The 20236-nt window shown below is 65.2% G+C and carries 26 protein-coding genes; 10 read left to right on the top strand and 16 right to left on the bottom strand.

The genetic code is table 11. The annotated features are described in order from the left end of the window. The first annotated feature begins 29 nt into the window (after positions 1 to 29). A complete protein-coding gene (locus tag ASC89_RS07880; RefSeq protein WP_055996471.1) occupies positions 30 to 497 on the top strand; it encodes a DUF4282 domain-containing protein in 468 nt (155 codons plus the stop codon). Between the two features lie 73 nt (positions 498 to 570). On the opposite strand, the gene ASC89_RS07885 is transcribed toward ASC89_RS07880, so the two are convergent. Continuing rightward, positions 571 to 999, bottom strand: a complete 429-nt coding sequence (locus ASC89_RS07885; protein WP_055996474.1) for a DoxX family protein — start codon at positions 997 to 999, stop codon at positions 571 to 573. 191 nt (positions 1000 to 1190) lie between these two features. On the opposite strand from ASC89_RS07885, the gene rimO reads away from it, so the two are divergent. Genes rimO through folK form a run of 4 tightly spaced genes read left to right on the top strand, consistent with a single transcriptional unit; the run spans position 1191 to position 4255 of the window. After that, positions 1191 to 2555, top strand: a complete 1365-nt coding sequence (gene rimO, locus ASC89_RS07890) for a 30S ribosomal protein S12 methylthiotransferase RimO (RefSeq protein ID WP_055996480.1) — start codon at positions 1191 to 1193, stop codon at positions 2553 to 2555. Continuing rightward, on the top strand, positions 2555 to 3400 hold the full coding sequence (folP, locus tag ASC89_RS07895) for a dihydropteroate synthase (protein WP_055996483.1): 846 nt from the start codon (positions 2555 to 2557) through the stop codon (positions 3398 to 3400). The genes rimO and folP overlap by 1 nt, the downstream gene beginning before the upstream one ends. Positions 3401 to 3410: 10 nt before the next feature. Continuing rightward, on the top strand, positions 3411 to 3797 hold the full coding sequence (folB, locus tag ASC89_RS07900; protein ID WP_244488413.1) for a dihydroneopterin aldolase: 387 nt from the start codon (positions 3411 to 3413) through the stop codon (positions 3795 to 3797). Further along, positions 3797 to 4255 (top strand): 2-amino-4-hydroxy-6-hydroxymethyldihydropteridine diphosphokinase, encoded by a 459-nt coding sequence (folK, locus tag ASC89_RS07905; RefSeq protein WP_055996489.1) that lies wholly within the window; start codon positions 3797 to 3799, stop codon positions 4253 to 4255. Before folB ends, folK begins: the two co-directional genes overlap by 1 nt. A gap of 111 nt (positions 4256 to 4366) precedes the next feature. Here folK and ASC89_RS07910 read toward each other — a convergent pair whose 3' ends face one another. From ASC89_RS07910 to ASC89_RS07940, 7 genes are all read right to left on the bottom strand, one after another. Beyond that, positions 4367 to 5143 carry an ATP12 family chaperone protein gene (locus tag ASC89_RS07910; protein WP_055996492.1) on the bottom strand — a complete coding sequence of 259 codons (777 nt, stop codon included), beginning with the start codon at positions 5141 to 5143 and terminating at the stop codon, positions 4367 to 4369. Further along, a complete protein-coding gene (locus ASC89_RS07915; RefSeq protein ID WP_055996496.1) occupies positions 5143 to 5802 on the bottom strand; it encodes an HAD family hydrolase in 660 nt (219 codons plus the stop codon). Before ASC89_RS07915 ends, ASC89_RS07910 begins: the two co-directional genes overlap by 1 nt. Before the next feature lie 203 nt (positions 5803 to 6005). Continuing rightward, positions 6006 to 6668, bottom strand: a complete 663-nt coding sequence (locus ASC89_RS07920; protein WP_055996499.1) for an HAD-IA family hydrolase — start codon at positions 6666 to 6668, stop codon at positions 6006 to 6008. A gap of 78 nt (positions 6669 to 6746) precedes the next feature. Continuing rightward, entirely contained in the window at positions 6747 to 7376 is a 630-nt protein-coding gene (locus ASC89_RS07925; protein WP_055996502.1) for a hypothetical protein, read from the bottom strand. Between the two features lie 85 nt (positions 7377 to 7461). Then, positions 7462 to 8448, bottom strand: coding sequence for an RluA family pseudouridine synthase (locus ASC89_RS07930; RefSeq protein WP_055996505.1), 987 nt, complete (start codon positions 8446 to 8448; stop codon positions 7462 to 7464). After that, positions 8445 to 8822 carry a fluoride efflux transporter CrcB gene (gene crcB, locus ASC89_RS07935; protein ID WP_055881426.1) on the bottom strand — a complete coding sequence of 126 codons (378 nt, stop codon included), beginning with the start codon at positions 8820 to 8822 and terminating at the stop codon, positions 8445 to 8447. Before crcB ends, ASC89_RS07930 begins: the two co-directional genes overlap by 4 nt. Before the next feature lie 59 nt (positions 8823 to 8881). Continuing rightward, on the bottom strand, positions 8882 to 10225 hold the full coding sequence (locus ASC89_RS07940; RefSeq protein WP_200940422.1) for a flotillin domain-containing protein: 1344 nt from the start codon (positions 10223 to 10225) through the stop codon (positions 8882 to 8884). Positions 10226 to 10325: 100 nt separating this feature from the next. Here ASC89_RS07940 and ASC89_RS28925 point away from each other — a divergent pair, with 100 nt between their 5' ends. After that, positions 10326 to 10538, top strand: a complete 213-nt coding sequence (locus ASC89_RS28925; RefSeq protein WP_200940423.1) for a hypothetical protein — start codon at positions 10326 to 10328, stop codon at positions 10536 to 10538. Here ASC89_RS28925 and ASC89_RS07945 read toward each other — a convergent pair. From ASC89_RS07945 to ASC89_RS07955, 3 genes are all read right to left on the bottom strand, one after another. Continuing rightward, positions 10519 to 11178, bottom strand: a complete 660-nt coding sequence (locus ASC89_RS07945; RefSeq protein ID WP_320410459.1) for a YqiJ family protein — start codon at positions 11176 to 11178, stop codon at positions 10519 to 10521. The genes ASC89_RS28925 and ASC89_RS07945 overlap by 20 nt on opposite strands. Positions 11179 to 11553: 375 nt before the next feature. After that, positions 11554 to 12870 (bottom strand): replication-associated recombination protein A, encoded by a 1317-nt coding sequence (locus ASC89_RS07950; protein ID WP_055996511.1) that lies wholly within the window; start codon positions 12868 to 12870, stop codon positions 11554 to 11556. Next, a complete protein-coding gene (locus tag ASC89_RS07955; RefSeq protein WP_055996735.1) occupies positions 12870 to 14246 on the bottom strand; it encodes a DegQ family serine endoprotease in 1377 nt (458 codons plus the stop codon). The genes ASC89_RS07950 and ASC89_RS07955 overlap by 1 nt, the downstream gene beginning before the upstream one ends. Positions 14247 to 14562: 316 nt before the next feature. On the opposite strand from ASC89_RS07955, the gene ASC89_RS07960 reads away from it, so the two are divergent. The 3 genes from ASC89_RS07960 to ASC89_RS28415 all read left to right on the top strand — a co-directional run bounded on the left by ASC89_RS07960 (position 14563) and on the right by ASC89_RS28415 (position 16625). Further along, positions 14563 to 15741: a hypothetical protein gene (locus ASC89_RS07960; protein WP_055996514.1), complete on the top strand. Its 1179-nt coding sequence runs from the start codon at positions 14563 to 14565 to the stop codon at positions 15739 to 15741. Between the two features lie 69 nt (positions 15742 to 15810). Next, positions 15811 to 16350 carry an isopentenyl transferase family protein gene (locus ASC89_RS07965; protein ID WP_244488416.1) on the top strand — a complete coding sequence of 180 codons (540 nt, stop codon included), beginning with the start codon at positions 15811 to 15813 and terminating at the stop codon, positions 16348 to 16350. Between the two features lie 116 nt (positions 16351 to 16466). Beyond that, positions 16467 to 16625 (top strand): hypothetical protein, encoded by a 159-nt coding sequence (locus tag ASC89_RS28415; protein WP_156384543.1) that lies wholly within the window; start codon positions 16467 to 16469, stop codon positions 16623 to 16625. A 164-nt stretch (positions 16626 to 16789) separates the two neighbouring features. Here ASC89_RS28415 and ASC89_RS07970 read toward each other — a convergent pair whose 3' ends face one another. The 4 genes from ASC89_RS07970 to ASC89_RS07985 all read right to left on the bottom strand — a co-directional run bounded on the left by ASC89_RS07970 (position 16790) and on the right by ASC89_RS07985 (position 18883). Then, positions 16790 to 17269, bottom strand: a complete 480-nt coding sequence (locus ASC89_RS07970; RefSeq protein ID WP_055881441.1) for a glutathione peroxidase — start codon at positions 17267 to 17269, stop codon at positions 16790 to 16792. A gap of 89 nt (positions 17270 to 17358) precedes the next feature. Beyond that, a complete protein-coding gene (locus ASC89_RS07975; protein WP_055996517.1) occupies positions 17359 to 18024 on the bottom strand; it encodes a LuxR C-terminal-related transcriptional regulator in 666 nt (221 codons plus the stop codon). Positions 18025 to 18058: 34 nt separating this feature from the next. Beyond that, the gene (locus ASC89_RS07980; RefSeq protein WP_055996520.1) at positions 18059 to 18250 is read right to left on the bottom strand and encodes a DUF4169 family protein; all 192 of its coding nucleotides are present in this window, start codon (positions 18248 to 18250) and stop codon (positions 18059 to 18061) included. A 21-nt stretch (positions 18251 to 18271) separates the two neighbouring features. Then, positions 18272 to 18883 carry a TetR/AcrR family transcriptional regulator gene (locus ASC89_RS07985; RefSeq protein WP_055881449.1) on the bottom strand — a complete coding sequence of 204 codons (612 nt, stop codon included), beginning with the start codon at positions 18881 to 18883 and terminating at the stop codon, positions 18272 to 18274. Positions 18884 to 18951: 68 nt separating this feature from the next. On the opposite strand from ASC89_RS07985, the gene ASC89_RS07990 reads away from it, so the two are divergent. Then, the gene (locus ASC89_RS07990) at positions 18952 to 19671 is read left to right on the top strand and encodes a glutathione S-transferase family protein (RefSeq protein ID WP_055881452.1); all 720 of its coding nucleotides are present in this window, start codon (positions 18952 to 18954) and stop codon (positions 19669 to 19671) included. Between the two features lie 40 nt (positions 19672 to 19711). On the opposite strand, the gene ASC89_RS07995 is transcribed toward ASC89_RS07990, so the two are convergent. Then, positions 19712 to 20215 carry a GNAT family N-acetyltransferase gene (locus ASC89_RS07995; RefSeq protein ID WP_055996523.1) on the bottom strand — a complete coding sequence of 168 codons (504 nt, stop codon included), beginning with the start codon at positions 20213 to 20215 and terminating at the stop codon, positions 19712 to 19714. Positions 20216 to 20236 lie beyond the last annotated feature (21 nt).

The following is a 20236-nucleotide window of genomic DNA, read 5'->3' on the forward strand; positions in this document are numbered from 1 at the left end:
TGGGTGACCGATTCCATGGGGGTGAGGCCATGACGCTGGACGATCTCAAGAAAATCTTCCTCAGCCCGACGCTGTTCAGGCTCGAGACCATCCTCTCGCCGCGACTGGTGCCGGTGCTTTACGTCACCGGGCTGGCGGCACTGCTGCTCTGGTCGGTGGGGCACCTGTTCGTCAGCTTCGGCCGCAATTTCGGCGATGGCCTGTGGGGCATCCTCGAGATCGCGGTGTATGGCGCGTTGTTCCTGATCGTGCTGCGCATCGTGTGCGAAGTGCTGCTGGTGTTCTTCAAGGCGAACGAGACAGTCACCCGCACCGTGAGCCTCAGCCGCGTGCCGACCTCGCTGATCGACGAAGTGCGCGACGCCATCCACGACATCGCCGAGGACGAACCTTACGAAGACGAGACGAGCGAGGGCGCGGGTGTAGAGCCAACCACGCCTGCGGTGCGACGGACCGCGAGGCGCACGCCGCCACCGACCGAAAAGCCCGATATCTGAAACAGCAAGGCCGCCCGAGGGCGGCCTTTTTCGTTGGGGCGGGTGGCTCGCCCACTTCGATGATCTCCAGGGATCAGGCAGTGACAAGCGAGCGCCGCGACTTCATGACTTCGTCGACGCTCCAGGCGCCGGGGCCGGCGAAGACCAGGTAGAGGAATATGAAGCAGAACAGCACGGCCCCATCGCCGCCATTGGCGACCGGGATGATGTTGCCCTGCCCCATCATCGGCACGTGCACGAACCAGAACGCATAGGCCATCTGGCCGGCGAGGATGAAAGCCACCGGGCGGGTGAAGACGCCAAGCAGGATGGCGAGGCCGCCGAACACTTCGAGCACAGCCGCGAGGCCCATCAGCGAGAACAGCTCGAACCCGCCGCCGCCACCTGAGGCCGGAAAGCCGAACATTTTCTGCGTGCCATGGGCCATGAAGCAGAGCGCGGCGATGATGCGGAGAACGGCCAGCGCCTGCGGCTGGTACCGGTTGAGGGCTTCGAGATTCATGGGTCTTTTTCCTGCTGGACGCCTCGGAGGTGGGCGCATCGGAAACAAGAGCACGAGGCTCAGGATTCGGGTCAACTGAAGGTTTGGTAATCTGACGGGCTCGTGATCGGCCGTGATCAGGGCTGCCCTGCTTCCATCGCAGAGTGCCGATCATTGCTTTTTTCCCGAGTTTGGCGCATAGGCACGCGCCAATGACACAAGCTCCGAAAATCGGTCTGGTCAGCCTCGGCTGCCCCAAGGCTCTCGTTGACTCCGAACGCATCATGACGACGCTGCGTTCGCAGGGCTATTCGTTCTCGCGCGACTACGCCGGCGCGGACGTCGTGCTGGTCAATACCTGCGGCTTCCTCGACAGCGCCAAGAAGGAAAGCCTAGAGGCAATCGGCGAGGCCGTCGGCGCCAATGGCCGCGTCATCGTCACCGGCTGCCTCGGCGTCGAAGAAGAGATGATCCGCGCCACCCATCCGAGTGTGCTCGCCGTCACCGGGCCGCACCAGTACGAGGATGTGGTCAACGCGGTGAACCTGCATGTGCCGCCGGTGCCGAACAAGTTCGTCGACCTGGTGCCGGAAGCCGGCCTGAAGCTGACGCCGCGGCACTACGCCTACATGAAGATTTCCGAAGGCTGCAACAACCGCTGTACCTTCTGCATCATTCCGCAGATTCGCGGCGACCTCGTTTCCCGCCCGATTGCTTCGGTGCTGTACGAGGCGGAGCGGCTGGTGGCGACGGGCGTCAAGGAGATCATGGTGATCTCGCAGGACACCTCGGCCTACGGCCTCGACGTCAAGTACCAGAGCTCGAAGTTCCGCGGCCGCGATATCGAGGCGCGCTTCCAGACCCTCGCCGAGGAACTGGGCAAGATGGACGTGTGGACCCGGCTCCACTACGTCTACCCCTACCCGCATGTCGACAGCGTCATTCCGCTGATGGCCGAGGGGAAGATCCTCCCCTATCTCGATATTCCGTTCCAGCACGCCGCCCCGTCGGTGCTGAAGTCGATGCGCCGCCCGGCCAATCAGGTGAAGACGCTCGACCGGATCAAGGCCTGGCGCGCCATCGCCCCCGACCTGGCCATCCGCTCCAACTTCATCGTCGGCTTCCCCGGCGAGACCGAGGAAGATTTCGAGTTCCTGCTCGATTGGCTGGAAGAGGCCGAGATCGATCGCATCGGCTGCTTCGAGTATGAGCCGGTGACCGGTGCGCCCGCCAACGATATCGAGGGCATCGTCCCCGACGAGCTGAAACGCGAGCGCTACGAGCGCCTGATGGAAGTGGCGCAGGACATCTCGGCCCACGTGTTGAGTAAGAAGGTTGGCCGCACCATCGACGTGCTGGTCGACGACGTCGAGCCCGACACCGGCCGCGCCATCGGTCGCAGCCAGTGGGATGCGCCCGAGATCGACGGCACCGTGATCATCCACGAAGCCGACGGCATCAAGGTCGGTGACAAGGTGTCGGTGCTGGTGACCGAGTCGGACGAGTACGACCTGTTCGCGGTGCCCTCTGCGGTGGCCGCCAAGGACGACCTGAAGCCGACCGCCGTCGCCGGCTGATGCCTGGGCACCGCGAGTATGAGCTGGCGCCTCGCGGCGCCGCCCTGCGGCTTGGCCGCACCGCCCGGCTGATGGGCATCCTCAACGTCACCCCCGACAGCTTTTCCGACGGCGGCCGCTTCGATGCGGCGCCGGCGGCATTGGCGCAGGCGCGGCTGATGCTGGCCGAGGGGGCCGATATCATCGACATCGGCGGCGAGAGCACGCGACCAGGAGCCGAGGAGGTTTCGGTGGCCGACGAGCTGACGCGGGTCCTGCCGGTGATCGCGGCCCTGCGGGCCGACGGGATCACGGCGCCGATCTCAATCGATACCTATAAGGCCGAGGTCGCCGAACAGGCGATTGCTGCCGGAGCGACTATCATCAACGACGTCCATGGACTGCAGCGCGAGCCGGAGGTGGCGGCGGTAGCGGCCGAGCACGGCACCCCGCTGGTGGTGATGCACTGGGACAAGGCGCGCGACACCGGCCGCGACGTGATGGCCGAGATGGCCAGGTACTTCGACGTCACCCTCGATATCGCCGACAAGGCCGGCGTGACGCGTGACCGCATCGTGCTCGACCCCGGCTTCGGCTTCGCCAAATCGCTGAGCGAGAACTACGAGATCCTGCGGCGGCTGCCGGAGCTGGTGGCTATGGGCTTTCCGGTGCTGGTCGGCACCTCGCGAAAATCGATGATCGGCAAATTGCTCGATATGCCGCCCAACGAGCGGCTGGCGGGCACCATCGCGACCTCGGTGCTCGGCTACACCGCCGGCGCCCACATCTTCCGGGTCCACGATATCCGGCCCAACCGCGATGCCTTGCGCGTCGCCGAGGCGGCCCTATATGGACCCGCAGATTAGGAATTCAGACGTGACCAAAGACTTCAGCGGCGACCGCATCATCCTCAGCGACCTGGGGTTCTTCGGCTATCACGGCGTGATGCCGGAGGAAGCGGTGCTGGGGCAGCGCTTTTTCGTCGACCTGGTGTGCGGCGTCGACCTCGGCCAAGCCGGCCGCAGCGACGAGCTCGAGCACTCGATCTCCTATGCGGAGATCTACGAGGTGGCGAAGGCAGCGTTCGAGGCGCAGCGGTTCAAGCTGATCGAGGCGGTAGGCCAGCACATCGTCGACCGGCTGTTCGAGGCGTTTCCAGCGATCCGCTGGATAGAGGTGCGGGTGAGAAAGCCCTCGGCGCCGATCGCCATGGTGGCTGGCGAGGCCGCCATCGAGCTGCATCGCCACCGGGATGATCGCTGATGGCCCGCGCGTGGCTCGGCCTCGGGGCCAATATCGGCGATCCCTCAGCGCAGGTGCGCGAGGCAGTGGACCGGCTGAACGCCTGGCCGGGCATCGCCATCGTGGCGCAGTCCACGACGCTGATCACCAAACCCTGGGGCAAGACCGACCAGCCGGATTTCTCCAACATGGTGGTAGAGGTCGAGACCAGCCTTGCGCCGCTCGAGCTGCTCGACGCCTGTCTCGGCATTGAGCGCGAGATGGGGCGGGTCCGCGACATCCGCTGGGGCCCCCGGCGCATCGACATCGACGTGGTGGCCTACGAGCGGTTGGAACTCGACACCGAGCGCCTGCACGTGCCGCACCGGCACGCCCACGAGCGCGACTTCGTCCTCGACCCACTGCGCGAGATTGCGCCTGCGGTGGCCGAGTGGATCGTGGGACGGCATTCAGCGCCTGAGGCCCCACCCCACCCTTGATCCCTCCCCATCAAGGGGAGGGAGACGATGGAACCGCGGCCTCGCCATGCGCCTCCCCCCTTGTGGGGAGGGATTGAGGGTGGGGGTGGCCGCAAGCACGGCGGCCGGCAGTTAGCCCCTCACCATCTCCAGCACCCGCACTGCTGCGTCGAACTCCATCCGACGCTTGGCGCGGCGCTCCGTGGCTTCCTCGACTTCGCCCCAGAGCCGGATGTTGTAGTCCTCGTCGACATGGGCGGCGGTCCAGACCTCTTCCGAGGTCAGTAACCCTTCCCGCAGCGCGATGCTGAGGAGGCCCGAACCGGTAATGCCGGTCAGCGAGTTGAGCGCGACCGCCTCGATCAGCTCGGCATCGGCCAGCGAGGCGCGCAGGCGCTCCAGCGTCGGCGCCGGCTGCGGCTGGTGCAGGATGCCGATCGTGGGCTGGAAGCCGATCTCGAAATGGCGGGCGAGCTTCACCAGCACCGCGTCCCACACCCGCTCCTGCTCGGCGACGAGCTCACGCGGCGTGTCGGCGCGATAGAGCAGCAGGTCGTTGCCCGAATATTTGACGATCTCCTCGCGCAGCGCTTCGAGCCGTTCGTCGCCAGCCTCGACCGCCGAGTTGACCAGACGAACCATCGGCATGGTCTTGGGGTCGATGAACTGCTGCTGCGCCGCCCATTCCTCGGCCATGGCGGCGGCCACCGGCCGATACGGCACCACCACCGGCTTCTGCGCCGGAGTGCGTGGCGTCTTGCCGTCCAGCGTCACCGCAAAGCCGCCAGCGACGGTACCCACTCCGACGTCCTTGTAGAAGCGCTTGGGCAGCTCGACCTTGTTGAGGTGCTGCGCCCGGCCGTAACCGTCGTCGCGATGCTTGTCGGCGTCTTCGAGGAACTCGCGCATCAGGCCTCCAATAGCTTGTCCACGGCGTCGACCAGTTGATCCATGCGATGGATGACCAGATCGGCGCCTGCGGCCTCGAGATCAGCCACCGAGTGATAGCCCCAGGCTACGCCGAGAGCTTTGACGTTGGCGTTGCGGGCCATCTTCATGTCGTGTGAGGTGTCGCCGATCATTACGGTGGCTTCGCGGCCGATGCCGGCCGCCTCCATTGCCGTCTCGATCATCTGCGGGTCGGGCTTGCCGCGGTTGTGGGCGGGGGTCTGGATCGAGTTGAAGCGACCGATGATTTCGTGGCGCTCAAGCAGCGTAATGGCGCCGGCATGGCCCTTGCCGGTGGCCACGGCGAGGATGGTTTCCGGGTCGGCCTGCAGGTGATCGAGCGCATCCAGGGCGCCCTCGAACATCGGCTCGCGGGCGAGCCCGGCCTTCTGCAGGTATGTCGCGCGGTAGGCGTTGAGGATGACGTCGATCCGGTCGCTGTCGGCATCAGGTGCGAGGATACCCATGGCATCGCGCGCGGTGATGCCGGAGATAGAGCGGATCGCGTCGTCGCTGGGGATCGCCTGCCCCACCGAGGCAAAGGATTCGCGGACCGTCTCGATGATGAGCGCCTCGGAATTGATCAAAGTGCCATCGAGATCGAAGACGACGAGCCGCATCGGGAGAACTCCTGCCCAGAGCGAGATCAGGAAAGGTTGCAGACCTTTCCGGTTCGATCTCGCGACAAAACAAAGACTTGGAGCGGGAGTGCGATTCAACGAAACGCAATCCCGCTCCAGGCCCGCTCAGAACCACAATTTGCCGGGCGTGTCACGCCCCGCGAAAGGCATAGCTCGATCGCGGAAAACTGCCCCGGCTGCTGCTATTCCAGCACGCGCTCGATGGCGGCATCGAGCTCGGAATAGTCGTGGATCAGGGTCCCTGCCCCGGCTTTGATCAGCTCAGCGGCATCGTGATAGCCCCAGCTGACGCCGATGGAGCGCACCTTGGCGGCGCGGGCCAGCTCCATGTCGAACACCGTGTCGCCAACCATCACCGTCTGCTCCGGAGCGGCGCCAGTCTCTTCCATGGCGCTGAGCAGCATGCCGGGATGCGGCTTGGACGGGTTGTGGTCGGGCGTCTGCAGAGTGGTGAAGTGCCCGGTGATCCGGTGATTGTCGAGGATCCGAGCGACGCCGGTGAGGCCCTTGCCAGTGGCAATGCCCAGCACAGTGCCCTTCTGCTCGCGCAGCCGGTCCAGCGCCTCGCGGGCGCCCGGGTAGAGCGGCTCGCGATCGAACTCGTGCTCGAGCGACGCCTTGTAGAAGCTCTTGTACTGCCCGACGATGCCTTCGATCACATCGATATCGCTGGTGCCGGCGAGTTGGCCGACTGCGACGGGCAGTGACAATCCGATGATCTGCCGAACCTCTGCCGGCGTCGGCGCCGGCAGGTCGAGCGAGCGGAACGCGGCCCCCATATGCTCGGAAATGAGCGCCTGGGTATCGATCAGTGTTCCATCCATATCGAAGACGATGAGCCGCACGGGAGTTCCCCCTGAATTCGGCCCGTTCAGAACCATAAAACGCAGGGCGTGTCACGCCCTGCGCCACTGGATGGAAGTCTACATCGCGGCGAAGCAGTAGAGAAGACCCGCGCCGCCCGTGCCGACCAGGTTCTCCTGGCTGCAGCCGCGCGACGGATGCGAGGAGTTCCAGGATTTGGCAGCGTCGGACTCATCGAGACCGGTGCGATCGGAATGGCCGACAATGGCGCTGCCTTCGCCGTTCAGCGTCCAGTCGCCACAGGTCTGGCCGGCGGCCAGGGTGCCATCCGGATTGGAGCCGGTGAGGATGTCGTGCTGGTTCGGATCGTCACCGCGCCCGTTGATCGGCTTCCCGGTCTCGGACAGCGCTGTCGCCTTGGTCAGCTTGTTGTCGGCGCTGTGCAGGTTGGCGACATCGGTGGCGATCACGTCGCCCTTGAAGTTCTGCCACGGCCCGGCGCCGATCCGGTCCTTGGCGTTGACGCCATCGGCGCTGAGATAGGCCTTCCAGCTCTTGCCTGTCGAGCCGGCGGCTTCTGCCAGCTTGGCACAGTGGGCGTCTGCCCCATCGAGCCCGCCGAGATTGGCGCCATCTTCGGCACCGACACTGGTGACGAAGAAGGTCATGGTGGTCGCGTCCTGCGCAATGGCCGGTGCAGCAATGGCGAGGGTTGCCGCGGTGGCAGCGGCGAGAACGATCGTTTTCATTGGCATCTCCCTGTGCGCCCGGAATGGGCCGCAACAGGGTGAACACGCGAGCTCCGCGTTTCGTCCGGCGCTCGCGGCGATTTGATCAGTCCTGTTCCGGATCCTGATCCTGCACGTCGTAGCGATCGGCATCGAAGCCGAGCACGTCGAAGGTCGCCTGCATATGCGGCGGCAGCGGCGCCGAGACATCGAGCAGTTGCCCGCTGCGCAGCGGCAACCGGATGCGGCGGGCGTGGAGGTGCAGCCCCTTCGAGATTTCGTCCGGCGGCGTCCAATTCTCGATATTGAAATAGCGCGGATCGCCCATGATCGGGTTGTGCAGCTGCGCCATGTGGACGCGCAGCTGGTGCGTGCGCCCGGTCACCGGTTTCAGCGTCACCCAGGCGAAGCGTCGGGCAGCCGTGTCGGTGGTCGAGTAGTAGCTCATCGAATGCTGTGCGCCAGGCGTGCCCTGCGGCACCACCACCATCTGCTCGCCATCGGTGGTCGCCTGCTTGGCGAGGAAGCACGAGATCGAGCCCTGCTTGGGGTGCGGGTTGCCCCACACCACGGCCCAATAGATCTTCCGCGCCTGGCGTGACGAGAACACTTCGCCGAAATGCGCCGCCGCCGCCTTGGTCTTGGCGACGACGAGGCAACCGGAAGTATCGCGGTCGAGCCGGTGTACCAGCCGTGGCGCCTCGCCCTTCTTGTTGGGGAGGCTCTTCAGCAGCCCATCCATGTGCCGCTTGGTGCCCGAACCGCCCTGCGAGGCAAGGCCGTGCGGCTTGTTGAAGACGTAGAGTTCGTCGTCCTCGTAGAGGATGATGTCCCTGAGGAAGTCGGCGTCGCGCGAATTGATCTCGCCCTCGGCGCGCTCCGGTGCGGCTTCGATCGGCGGCACGCGCACCACCTGCCCCGCCGCGAGGCGGGCGTTGGCCTTTACGCGGCCGCTGTCGACGCGGATCTGGCCGGAACGCAGCAGCTTCTGCAGATGCCCGAAGGTGACCTGCGGGAAGTGCGTCGCAAACCAGCGGTCGAGCCGCATGCCGTCTTCGTCGCGGGCGACGACCTGTTGCCGGACGCCACTCATGCGACCACCCGCATGGCCAGCATGCCCATCCAGAGCCCGGCCAGCGACAGCAGCACCGAGCCGACGATGTAGAAAGCGGCGAGCAGGATATCGCCGCGCTCGATCAGCGTAATGGCGTCGAGCGAAAAGCTCGAGAACGTGGTGAAGCCGCCGAAAATGCCGACGGCGACGAACAGCCGGATCTCGTTCTGGTACTGCGGCGTGGTCTTGGCGAGGACGCCGACCAGCACGCCCATGGCGATCGAACCGACGATGTTGACGAGGAACGTCGCCACCGGGAAGCCGTTGGGCAGGCTGCCGATCCAGTTCTGCGCGCCAAAGCGCGCCAAGGCGCCGAGCGCGCCGCCGATTCCGACGAGAAGATAAGCTTGCATGGGCTGACTTCTACGGGCACCGCCCGCGGAAGACCAGCCCTATGCACGCGGGGTCGCTGTCAGGTCGCCGGCACGCCTGCCTCGTCGTCCTCTTCGTCGATATCGAGCGCCGGCGCCACCGCCGACGAGACGAGGCCGTTGAGCGAGCCGCCCTTGAGGCCGAGCTCGGCCAGCAGCGCATCGATCAGCGGGGCTTGGCTGCGGTAGCGCAACGCCGCATCGACCGCCTGGTCGGCGATCCCGCCGCCGGCATGACCATTCAGCCCGTGGCCATGGCTACCGCCACCGGAGAGCCCGTCGACATGCAAGATCTTGATGCCCTCGATGTTCTCCATCGGCTTCACCGATTCCGCGATGATCGACGGCAGCGCCTCGATCAGCGCCATGCGGATGTTCATGGCGATCTGCTCGGGCGACAGGCGGTTGGCGGCCTCGTTGAGCTTCTGCTTGCCCTCGGCCTCGACGGCGTAGGTGACCTCGGTGGCGGCGGCCTTCAGCTTGGCGGCTTCCGCCTCGCCCTGCGCCAGCGTGCGGGCGGCTTCGGCGCGGTTCTTGGCCGCCTGCTTTTCGGCATCGGACGAGATGACGATGTTGATCGAAGCCTTCTGGGCTTCCTGCTCGGCCTCGATCAGTTGGATGCGCTTGGTCCGCTCGGCGATCTCGGTCAGGCGCGCGGTCTCGACTTCTTCGGCCGCCTTGGCGGCGAGCGCGCGGGCGACGTCGGCCTTGGCTTCGGCCTTCGACTGCTCCTCGGACTTGGCGGCGATCGCCGTGGCGCTGATCTGCTCGCTGAGCGCGATGGCCTGGTCGGCCTTGATCGCCGCTTCCTTCACCTGCTGGCGCGACAGCGTACGGGCCGCCTCGGCCTCGGTCGCGCGCTGGGCGCGGAGACTCTCAATCTCGGCGTTCTGCTGGTCGATGCGGATGGCGATTTCGCGCTCATTGTTGAGGCGGGCATACTCGCTGTCACGGGTAATCGTGAACTGCTCCTGCTGCGCCTCGAGGTTCTTCCGCGCGATCGCCACCTGGGTGTTCTGTTCAATGTCGTTACGGGTCTTGCGCCGATCCTCGATCGACTGGGTCATCTTGGTCAGACCCTCGGCGTCGAACACGTTGTCGGGATTGAAAAACTCCCGGTTGGTCTGATCGAGGCCGGTGAGCGAGACGGATTCGAGCTCGAGGCCGTTCTTGAGGATATCCTCGGACACCGCAGCCTGCACCTTCTGCACGAAGCTGACCCGCTGCTCGTGCAGCTCCTCCATCGCCATTTCGGCAGCGACAGCGCGCAGCGCATCGACGAACTTGCCTTCGACCAGTTCCTTCAGCGCCTGCGGCTCCATGGTGCGGCGGCCCAGGGTCTGGGCGGCGTCGGCGATGGCCTCGGCGGTCGGCTGCACGCGCACGTAGAACTCGGCGGCGCATGCGGTCCTTGGTGATCAGCGCCTGTTCGGCGGTGCGCACCACTTCGAGGCGGAGGGTGTTCATGTTGACAGGGATGGTCTCATGCAGCACCGGCAGCACCAGGGCGCCACCGTTCATGATCACCCTCTGCCCACCGAACCCGGTGCGGACAAAGGATACTTCCTTGCTGGCGCGACGATAGAGCCGCGCGATGATCATGCCGATCACGAAGATCGCGACGAGAATGATGCCGGCCGAAAACAGGTTCATAATGAGCTGGTCGTACATTGCGGAGCTATTCCTGTGGCGGGGTGAGACGCGTAATGGCGCGATAGACGTTCTTGTCGCGGCCGACGAGGAAGACCCTATCGCCGGCGCTGTAGGTCATGCCGGGTTCGCCCGGCTCGAGCAGGATGTAATGCGTGCGACCGCGGAGGTCGGTGGTCTTGGCTTCGGCGGGCTGGCCCTGCTTAGCCTCGCCGCGAATGATCGTAGCGTAGCTGCCGACCAGTTCGGAGCGGCTGGCCGCCTCCGACTGATCCCGGGGAAAAATGTCGCCGAGCCAGCGCCCGAGATAGCGCGTCGCATAGCCGGCGCCGATCAGCGCCGGGACCGCGGCGATCCACGGGTTGAGAGCACTGCCTGTGGCGCTATTGGCGGCCCATTGGACGATGTAGCCGCTCAACCCGAAGCCGGTAAGGAAGATCACCAGCAGCGCCAGGAACGGCAGCCGTCCGACCGAGAACCAGCTGAGCACGTGCGAGAGCGGGCCGACCTCCGCGCCGCTGAGCTCCGGCGCCTCGAGATCGGGAACATCAACGCCGGGAAGCGCCGCCTCGATCGAGGCGGAGGGCGAAAAGCCGATGAGCAGAGATAGCAACTCGATTACGCCGATCGCCAGCATGACGATCAATGCAACGGTGAACGGTGCGAATTCCGGCGCGAACAGTTCTATCTTGCCCCTCCCCTGGTCCCTTCAAGTCATATGGGACTGTTGTGACAGTTTTCCATAGGGCGCAAGGACTTCAGGGTACGGATTTTCGATATGGCTAATCTTGGTTGCTCAGGGGGCGCCAAGCAACGGTGGGCGCACCGGAACCGTTTCACGATTGAGCTGCATCGGCCAAGCTGTTGGGCTTGGGCTTCGACCACCCACCGGCTGTCATCCCAGCGGAAGCTGGGACCCAACTCCCAGCCCGCGCGAGTGGATGCTTGGATCCCAGCTTTCGCTGGGATGACATCGTAGCTGGGGAGATCGGAGTGGATCAGTTCGACGACAGCCCCCCACCCACCCAGCGGCAAGGAGGTTCAACTCAATCCGTGAGACGCTCTACTTGTCGCCCTCTTCCTCGCGTCGCTGTTCGCGGCGGCCGGACCAGAAGTCGAGCCGCTTGATCACCTCGCGCTCGAAGCCGCGCTCGTTCGGCTGGTAGAACTCGGGGCGGCGATCGCCGGCCAACTCGTCCGGGAAGAACTCCTGGCCCGAGAACGCATCCGGATAATCGTGGTCGTAGCGGTAGCCCTTGTTGTAGCCGAGCTCTTTCATCAGCTTGGTTGGGGCGTTGAGGATGTGCTTGGGCGGCGGCAGCGAGCCGGTCTGTTGGGCCAGCGCCTTGGCATTGGCGAAGCCAAGCATGGCGGCGTTGGATTTCGGAGCCGTGGCGACATAGGCGATCGCCTGCGCCATGAACAGCTCGCCCTCGGGGAAACCGGTGCGTTCGAAGGCGTTCCAGGCAGTGATCACCTGCACCATGGCCTGAGGATCGGCCATGCCGACATCCTCGGAGGCGGCGCAGGCGAGGCGCCGGAAGATGGTGTCGGGGTGCTCGCCACCCACCAGCATGCGCTGCGCCCAGTACATCGCTGCCTGCACGTCGGAGCCGCGCAGGCTTTTGTGGAAGCAGCTGAGCAGGTTGTAATGCTCCTCCTGCCCCTTGTCGTAGACCGGCGCCCGCTTCTGCACCGTCTCGGCGAGGGCGGCGACATCGAGCATCGCATCCTCCGGCAGCGCGAACAGTTCCTCGGCGAGGCCGATGAGATAGCGGCCATCGCCATCGGCCATCTCGAGCAGCGCATCGCGCGCTTCGGCGCTGATCGGCAGTTTCCTGCCCACATGCGCCTCAGCCCGCTCGGCAAGGATGGCGAGGTCGGGCTTCTCGAAGCGGCGGAGGGTATAGACCTTGGCGCGCGACAACAGCGCCGCGACCATCGAGAAGCTCGGATTCTCCGTCGTGGCGCCGATCAGGATGACGGTGCCGTCCTCGACATGGGGGAGCAGCGCATCCTGCGTGGTGCGGTTGAAGCGGTGGAGTTCATCGACGAACATCACCGTCTGCCGCCCTGCCCCCAAACGCAGCGCCTTGGCGTCGGCGATCACCTTGCGGAGGTCGGCGACCCCGCTCAGCACCGCGCTCAGCTGCACGAAATCGAGCCCGACTTCCTTTGCCACCAGCCGGGCAATGGTGGTCTTGCCGACGCCCGGCGGGCCCCACAGGATGAACGACGAGACCCGGCCGGCGGCGACCATGCGGCCGATCGGGCCATTGGGCCCGAGCAGGTGATCCTGCCCGATGACGTCGGCGAGCCGCTGTGGCCTCAGGGCCTCGGCGAGCGGACGCGGCGCGGCATCATCGAACAACGAAAGCATCAACCACTCACCTCGGCCCGGACGATCCGGCCGCCCCGCTGTAGCACAACCCGCCAGCTCTGCGGACGGTCATTGGCGAGCTTGCCGAAACGCTCGGCATCATCGGTCGCATTGCCGTTGAGACTGATGATCAGGTCGCCGGCACGCAAACCCATATCGTCGGCGGGCGAGCCGGACTCGATGCCGCGCACCACCACTGCATGGGTGTCGTAGGGCAGCCCCAGCTCCTGCGCCACGGCGGGCGTCACGGTTTCGACGGTGGTGCCGGCGAAGCGCGTGTTGCCCGAAACGGTGACAGGCTTGGCGGTGCCCAGAGGCGCTTCGAGGGTGATGATCTTGTCCTCGGTCTTGCCGGCGCGGAAATATTGCAGGTCCGCCGTGGCGCCGACCGGCTTGGTGGCAAGGCGGAAATCGAACGCGCTGGGCTGCTCGATGTTGAACCCGTCGACCGCCAGGATCACGTCGCCATCGGCAAAGCCGGCCTTCTCGGCCGGACCACCCGGGGCGATCTCGCTGATCAGCGCGCCGCGTGCCTGGCCAAGCCCGAGGCTGTCGGCGAGATCGGCGGTCACCGGCTGCATGCGGGCGCCGAACCACGGACGCACCAGCGCCCCACCGGCGATACCGGTCTCGGCTACGAGCTTGGCCATGTTGGCCGGGATGGCGAAGCCGATGCCGACCGAGCCGCCGGAGCGCGACACGATCGCGGTATTGACCCCGACCAGCCGGCCCTGCAGATCGACCAGCGCGCCGCCGGAATTGCCCGGGTTGATCGCCGCGTCGGTCTGGATGAAGAACTCGTAGTTCGAGCTCTCGACCCCGGTGCGCGCCAGCGCCGAGACGATGCCGGAAGTGACGGTCTGGCCGACACCGAACGGATTGCCGATGGCGAGCACCAGGTCGCCGACCTCGAGCTGGTCGGAATCGGCAAAGGCCAGTGCCGGGAAGGTCGCGCCCTTGGCGTCCTTGACCTTCAGCACGGCAAGATCGGTCTTGGGATCGTCGAGCACCAGGTCGACCGGGTACTCGTGTCCGTCATTGGTCGAGATCCGAATATCCGTCGCGCCTTCGATGACGTGATGGTTGGTGAGGATCACCCCGGCGCCATCGACGATGACACCGGAGCCGAGCGACTGTGATTTCTGCGGCCGGCTGTCCATGAACGGACCATCGCCGCCGAAGAAGCGCTGGAAGAACGGATCATCGAGGAACGGCGAGGTGGCGCGCTGGCTGATCGTCGTGGCGTAGACATTGACTACCGAGGGGGTGACCGACTTCACCACCGGCGCGAAGCTGAGCTGCAGCTCGGTGCGGGTGGCAGGAACGGCGCGCGTTTCGGCCGCGGCCGGTTCGGTGGCTTGCACGGCGCTGACCATGGCCGGCGGCTCGGCGGTGCGACTCGAAAGCTCGGCGTAGCCGAACACCAGCGCGGCGCCCGCCGCAACGCCTCCGAGCACCAAGACCAAACCCTGTTTCGACATCGTCATATCCTCGGGCGATAGTGCGCCGCGAACCGTGGGCGCGATGGCCCGACAAACGCCGCGAATCTGGCGCCTTTTAGGTGCTGGGCTTACCGATTGGTAATCCCCGAAATATGACGTTGCCCAGTAGGTCAATCGACCCTATATGCAGCGCTCACTTTTCTGCCCCGAGGACCTTCTCGTACAAGACCCCTGAAAGGTTAGCCGCCCAATGACTGAGCCGACCACGGTCTACACCAACACGTCGCAGCTTATCGCCAGCGAGGAGCCGGATTTTCCGAGCTTCCTGTTCTCCAAGAAAGAACTGCACCGGGCGACCAAGGTGTTCAAGAAGGGGTTCGACGGCCTCCTGACCTATGCGGTCAAGTGCAACCCGTCGCCGCACATTATCCGCCAGCTGCACGAAGAGGGCCTGAAGGCCTTCGACGTCGCCTCCAACATGGAGATGGAGCTGGTGCGTGATAACGCCCCGGGCGCGGCGATGCACTACAACAACCCGATCAAGAACAAGCGCGAGATCGAGCGCGCCTATGAGGAGTTCGGGGTTCGCTCGTTCACCATCGATCACCCGCAGCAGCTCGACCAGCTGGCGGCGGTGGTGTCGCCGTCGCGCGACATCGAGGTGACCACCCGCTTCAAGGCCGGCAAGGCGCTGAAATCCTACGATTTCGGCATCAAGTTCGGCGTGATGCAGGACGGCGCCGCCGAGATCGTCCGGCTCGTCGACCAGATGGGCTACACGCCGTCGCTCTGCTTCCACGTCGGCTCGCAGTGCGAGGACGTTTATGCCTACGAGCGTCACATCGCGGCAGCCGCCAAAATTGCTGAAGAGTCGGGCATCGAGCTCAAGCGCCTGAACATTGGCGGCGGCTATCCTGCCCCCTACCCGACCTCCGAAGCGCCGCCGATGGACTATTATTTCGAGACCATCTCGCAGGCGGTGAAGGACAACTTCGCCAGCTCCAAGCCCGAGCTGATCATCGAGCCGGGCCGTGCGCTGGTGACGTCCTCCACTTCACTGTTGCTGCGTGTAAAACACCAGCGCGGCGGACAGTCGGTATACCTCAACGACGGCGCTTACGGCTCGCTGATGGAAGTGAAGTTCATGCACTTCACCCCGCCGACCCGGGTGTGGCGTGGTCCGCGCCTGCACGACAATGACGGCGAGTTCTCCGATTTCACCGTCTGGGGCCCGACCTGCGACAGCTATGACGTGCTGCCGCAGATCTTCACCCTGCCGTCCGACGTCGATGAAGACGACTGGATCGAGTTCGGCCTGATGGGCGCCTACACCCAGGCCTCGCTGACCCCGTTCAACGGCTTCTGGCGCCGCGACCAGTACTGGGTGGACGAAGTCTACACCGGCAAGGACATGCAGCCGGCCGAGTGAGTCTCATTCAAACTGCTATGCCGCTCCAGCCCAGTGCTGGGGCGGCATTTCTGTCTCTGGAGGAACGACGTGCAGGACCTGCCTCCACTTGCCAGTCTCGGTCGCAGGATCATGATCCTGGGCCCCACCAACTCGGGCAAATCGACCTTGGCCGTCGCCGTGGCACAGAAGCTCGATATTCCTGCCATCCACCTCGACCGCCTGCAGCACCTGCCCAATACCAACTGGCAGGTGCGGCCCGAGGAGGAGTTCGCCGCCCTGCACGACCAGGTCATCCTTGAGCCAAGTTGGGTCATCGACGGCGGTTATTCGCGACTGGCGCCACAGCGGGTTCGACGGGCCACGGCCATTCTGGTTATCGATGCGGGCCTCGCCACGCGCTATCGCCGCTATTTCTACCGCACCCTGTTTCAGAAGTCGCGAGCCGGCGCCCTGGAGGGGGAACAGGACTCGCTGAACTGGCCGATGCTCCGCTGGCTGTGGAAGTCGCGGAACGCGGCCGGCAAGTATCGACAGCTGGCGCTGGCATCCGGCCTGCCGCATGTCTTCACCGGGACCCCGGAGGAGCTGAACCGGCTCTATGCATCGTGGGATCTGAAACGAAAATAGCTCGGCACCGCCCCATCGGTACCATCGCGACTGAGCGATAGGGCCCGCGCGAACCCCTGTTCACCCCGCCGTAACAGGCATATCGTCCTCCTCAGCAACCCAAACGAGGTGGCGAGATGCCGGGTGGGGTGGTCTTGGCTCTGGTGGTGCTCTTAGGTTTTGTGGCCTGGGGCGCGGTGCTGTTCTGGCGGGGACGGGTCGTCGACCGCAAGGCGCTGCACGAGGAACGGCACGAAACACGGGCCGAGCGACGGCGCATCCATCACAAGGGGTGAGCGATGTCCCTCGGTCTTATCATCGCAATCTGCGCCGCCTCGGCGCTTGCCGTTTGGGGCGTCATGCTGTTCCGGCGTGGCGCCGCCCCAGAGGCGGGCTCACAAGCATCCTCGCATACCGAGACAAACGCAGCGCAAACTGAGCCTGGAGTGGACGGCTCCGACTAGAGCAGCTTCTCGATAGCGGGCGCGATGTCAGCCGGCTCCGTCGCCGAGGCGAAGCGCTGGACGTTCTTGCCGCTGCGATCGACGAGGAACTTGGTGAAGTTCCACGGGATCAGCTGCACACCGAGCAGGCCCGGCGCCTTGCGGCGCAGCCACTGGTAGAGCGGCAGCGCGCCGCGGCCATTGACCATCACCTTGCCGAAGATCGGAAAGGTGACGTTGTAGTTGAGGTCGCAGAACGCCGCGATCTCCGCCTCGGTGCCCGGCTCCTGCTCGCCGAACTGGTTGCAGGGGAAGCCGAGGACGACGAGGCCACGGTCCTTGTAGGTTTCGTACAGCTTCTCGAGCCCGGTATATTGCGGAGTGAAACCGCATTTGCTGGCGACGTTGACCACCAGCACGACCTTGTCGCGATAGGCTGACAGCTGCTGCTCGGCCCCACCGAGCAACGGGGCGGAAAAGTCATAAAGTGTGGTCAAGGCAATAGCTCCGGTCAGGGCAACATCCCTGCCCTAACCCGATACCTGCATCATGCCGCGAGGCTTTTCAAGGAACAGGCCTGTAACCGTCAAGCCGGCGGGACCTGGCACATGATGCCGAGCGGCCGACCCTCGTTGTCGCCACAGAACGCCATCCATTCCTCGGTGCCGTCGGCATGCCGGTGAATCATGTGCGGCGCTGCCTGGAACACCGCCCCACGCGCCTGCAACTCACGGTGCGCGGCATGGATGTCGGGCACGCGGAAATAGATGACGTAGCCGTCGGCCTCGGCTTTCTCGCCGGCGCTCAGCATCAGCCGGGTGCCGCCGCAATCGAAGAAGGCGAGGTTGCCGAAGGTGTAAAGGTGCGGCAGCCGCAGCACATCGCGATACCAGGCCTCGGCCGCCGCAATGTCGTGAACCGAGCGAGACAGCTGCCCGATAGTCCCCCACTGGACGTCGTTGCGCTCCAGAACTTCAGTAGCCGATGCCATGTCGTCTCCCCTCTGCCTTTGCCGCCCAAGCGCGCTCGCCTGCGGCACCCCGGCCCACTGCCGGAGGGCGCGGCGATCGGCGAAGCCGAGCTTGCCCAGGATATTGCCGACGTGGAACTTCACCGCGTCGCTGCTGATGCCGAGGCGCTTCGAGATGGTGCGATCGGTACCGCCATGCCGGATGGCATCGGCCACCCGCCATTCGGCGGGGGTAAGGCTATCGGCATAGGGCGGGCGGCCACGCGACCTCGTTACGCTCATCAGCGGAGGCTAGCGCAACGCGGGGCGAATTTCCCTACCCCTCGCTGCCATCGGGGTCGCGCAGATGCGCGTCGATCCGCCGGGTCTCGAGTGATTCCTGCGCCTTCTCAAGCTGCCGCTCCGCCTTGGTGCGGCCAAACTTGATCCGGTTCTCCGCCGCCACCTGCTCCTTGGCAACGCGCGCCTTGGCCTTGCGGGCTTTCGAGAGCGAGAGGATTTCGGCCACGACTGACACTCCAGTTCGCCGCTATTGTGCAGCGGCCGGCGCCCGGGTCAACAGCGCCACCAGCGCATCCAGCATCGCATCGATCCGATGTGCCATCGGATCGTCCATCGCGTCCGCCAGCGCCACCATGGTGATGAAGCCGATCCCGGCCATGTGGGCAGCGACGGCCAGGCGGCGTGCGTCCTCGGCTCCCGTGAATTCAGGGCTGAGCTTGTCCGCCAGGGCGCTGTACATCGACGAGGTCGCCGCGTGAATCGGTGCGAGCAGTTCGCCTGTCCCAGGTACGGCCGCCCGCTCGTCGAATTGCGGCGCGAGATAGAGCATACGGAAACGGCCGAGGTCGGCGAGGTGATGCGCCACCAGCGCGCGAATGAAGCGTTCGACCGCTGCAGCGCCTGATGCTGTCGGTTTGACCGCCGCGATCAGCACATCGGCTTCGGCCTTGAGTTCGGGAAGCGAGAAGTCGCGGATCAGTTCCCACTTGTTGGGATACCAGTAGATGATGGCCTGCTTGGATACCCCCAGCGCTCCGGCCAGCGCCTGGAAGGTCAATGCCGCGGTGCCATGCTCGGCGACGATCCGCCGGGCATGCTCGACGATCGACTCTCGGGTGACCCGACTGCGCCCTGCCATCTCGATCCATTGACAACTTACCAACGGTAAGTATGGTAACTTACCAATGGTAAGCAAGTGGTGTCGCGATGTCGAAACTCACCGTGTCTACCTTCTCGCCCGATTGGGGACTGCCGACCTCGGGCCCGTTTGCGCTCAAGCTGCTCAAGTGGCTGGATCTCGCCGGCATCCCCTATGACCAGGAGTTCGAGGACGTTCCGTCCAAAGGGCCGAAGGGCAAGAGCCCATGGATCGAACTGGACGGCGAGCGGATCGGCGACAGCGAGGTGATCATCGAACTGTTGGCACGGCGCAGCGGCTTCGATATCGACCGCGACCTCGCCGACGAGCAGCGGGCGCTGTCGCACACGCTGCGGCGCATGCTCGAGGAGCACTTCCACATGGTGTTCGAATGGGAGCTGTTTGTTCACCCTGCGGGCATCGAAGCGGTGCGCGCCATGGCGGCCCGAATGGTGCCGGGTATCATGGCCGGCCCCGTCGCCACCATGATCTGCCGCCACTTCCGAAACCAGTTGGGCGCTCGCGGGATGGCGCGACACAGCGCCGAGACGATTGCCGCAAAAGGCAAGTCGGACCTTGACGCCATCGAGGCGATCCTCGGCGACAAGCCGTTCCTCGTGGGCAGCCGTCCTTCGATGGCGGATGTGACGGCCTACGGACTGCTGGGTCCGATGGCTGCCTGGCCAATGCGAACCCCAGTTGCCGACAGCATCAAGAGCCGCTCGAAGCTGATGGGTTACCTGCAGCGGGTAGCGGAGGCCAAGGCCGAGCAGCGTGTTGCCGCCTAGGCTCACGCTTTGAAACACTGCAGTGTTTCCTGGACGCGCCCTACGCGGTGGGGCGCGGCAGCGCCAGATAGACGCTGTGGCACCACTCATCGCCGACGAGGAACGTGTTCTCGGCGGCGCCGGTGACAGCAAAGCCGAGGCGCTGCAGCAGCTTCAGCGAGGCCGCATTGCGCGGGTCGACGTCGGCAGTCACCGCCTCGATCGGATAGGTCGCGAAGGCATAGGTGAGAAACGCCGAGGCCGCTTCCGTCGCGAGGCCTTTGCCCCATGCGCCGGGATGCAGGATGAAGCCCATCTCCGGCATCTTCCAGATGCCGATATTGCCGATCACCTGCCCATCCTGAACGATGACCCATTCGTCGCGCGCCGGGTCACCGCTGAAGAACTGCGCCTCGAACCACGTTTCTGTCTCTGCCATCGATACGTGCGGCAGCGTCGCCCAATAGCGCATGGCCTCAGGCGAGCTGAGGATGGCGTGCATCGCCAGGATGTCGGCAGGAATGGCGCGGCGCAGCACCAGGCGCGCCGTTCGAAGCTCGGACAACTGGAACTCCTGAAATCCCTG

The sequence above is a fragment of the Devosia sp. Root413D1 genome (assembly GCF_001425235.1).
Classification (GTDB): Bacteria; Pseudomonadota; Alphaproteobacteria; order Rhizobiales; family Devosiaceae; genus Devosia_A.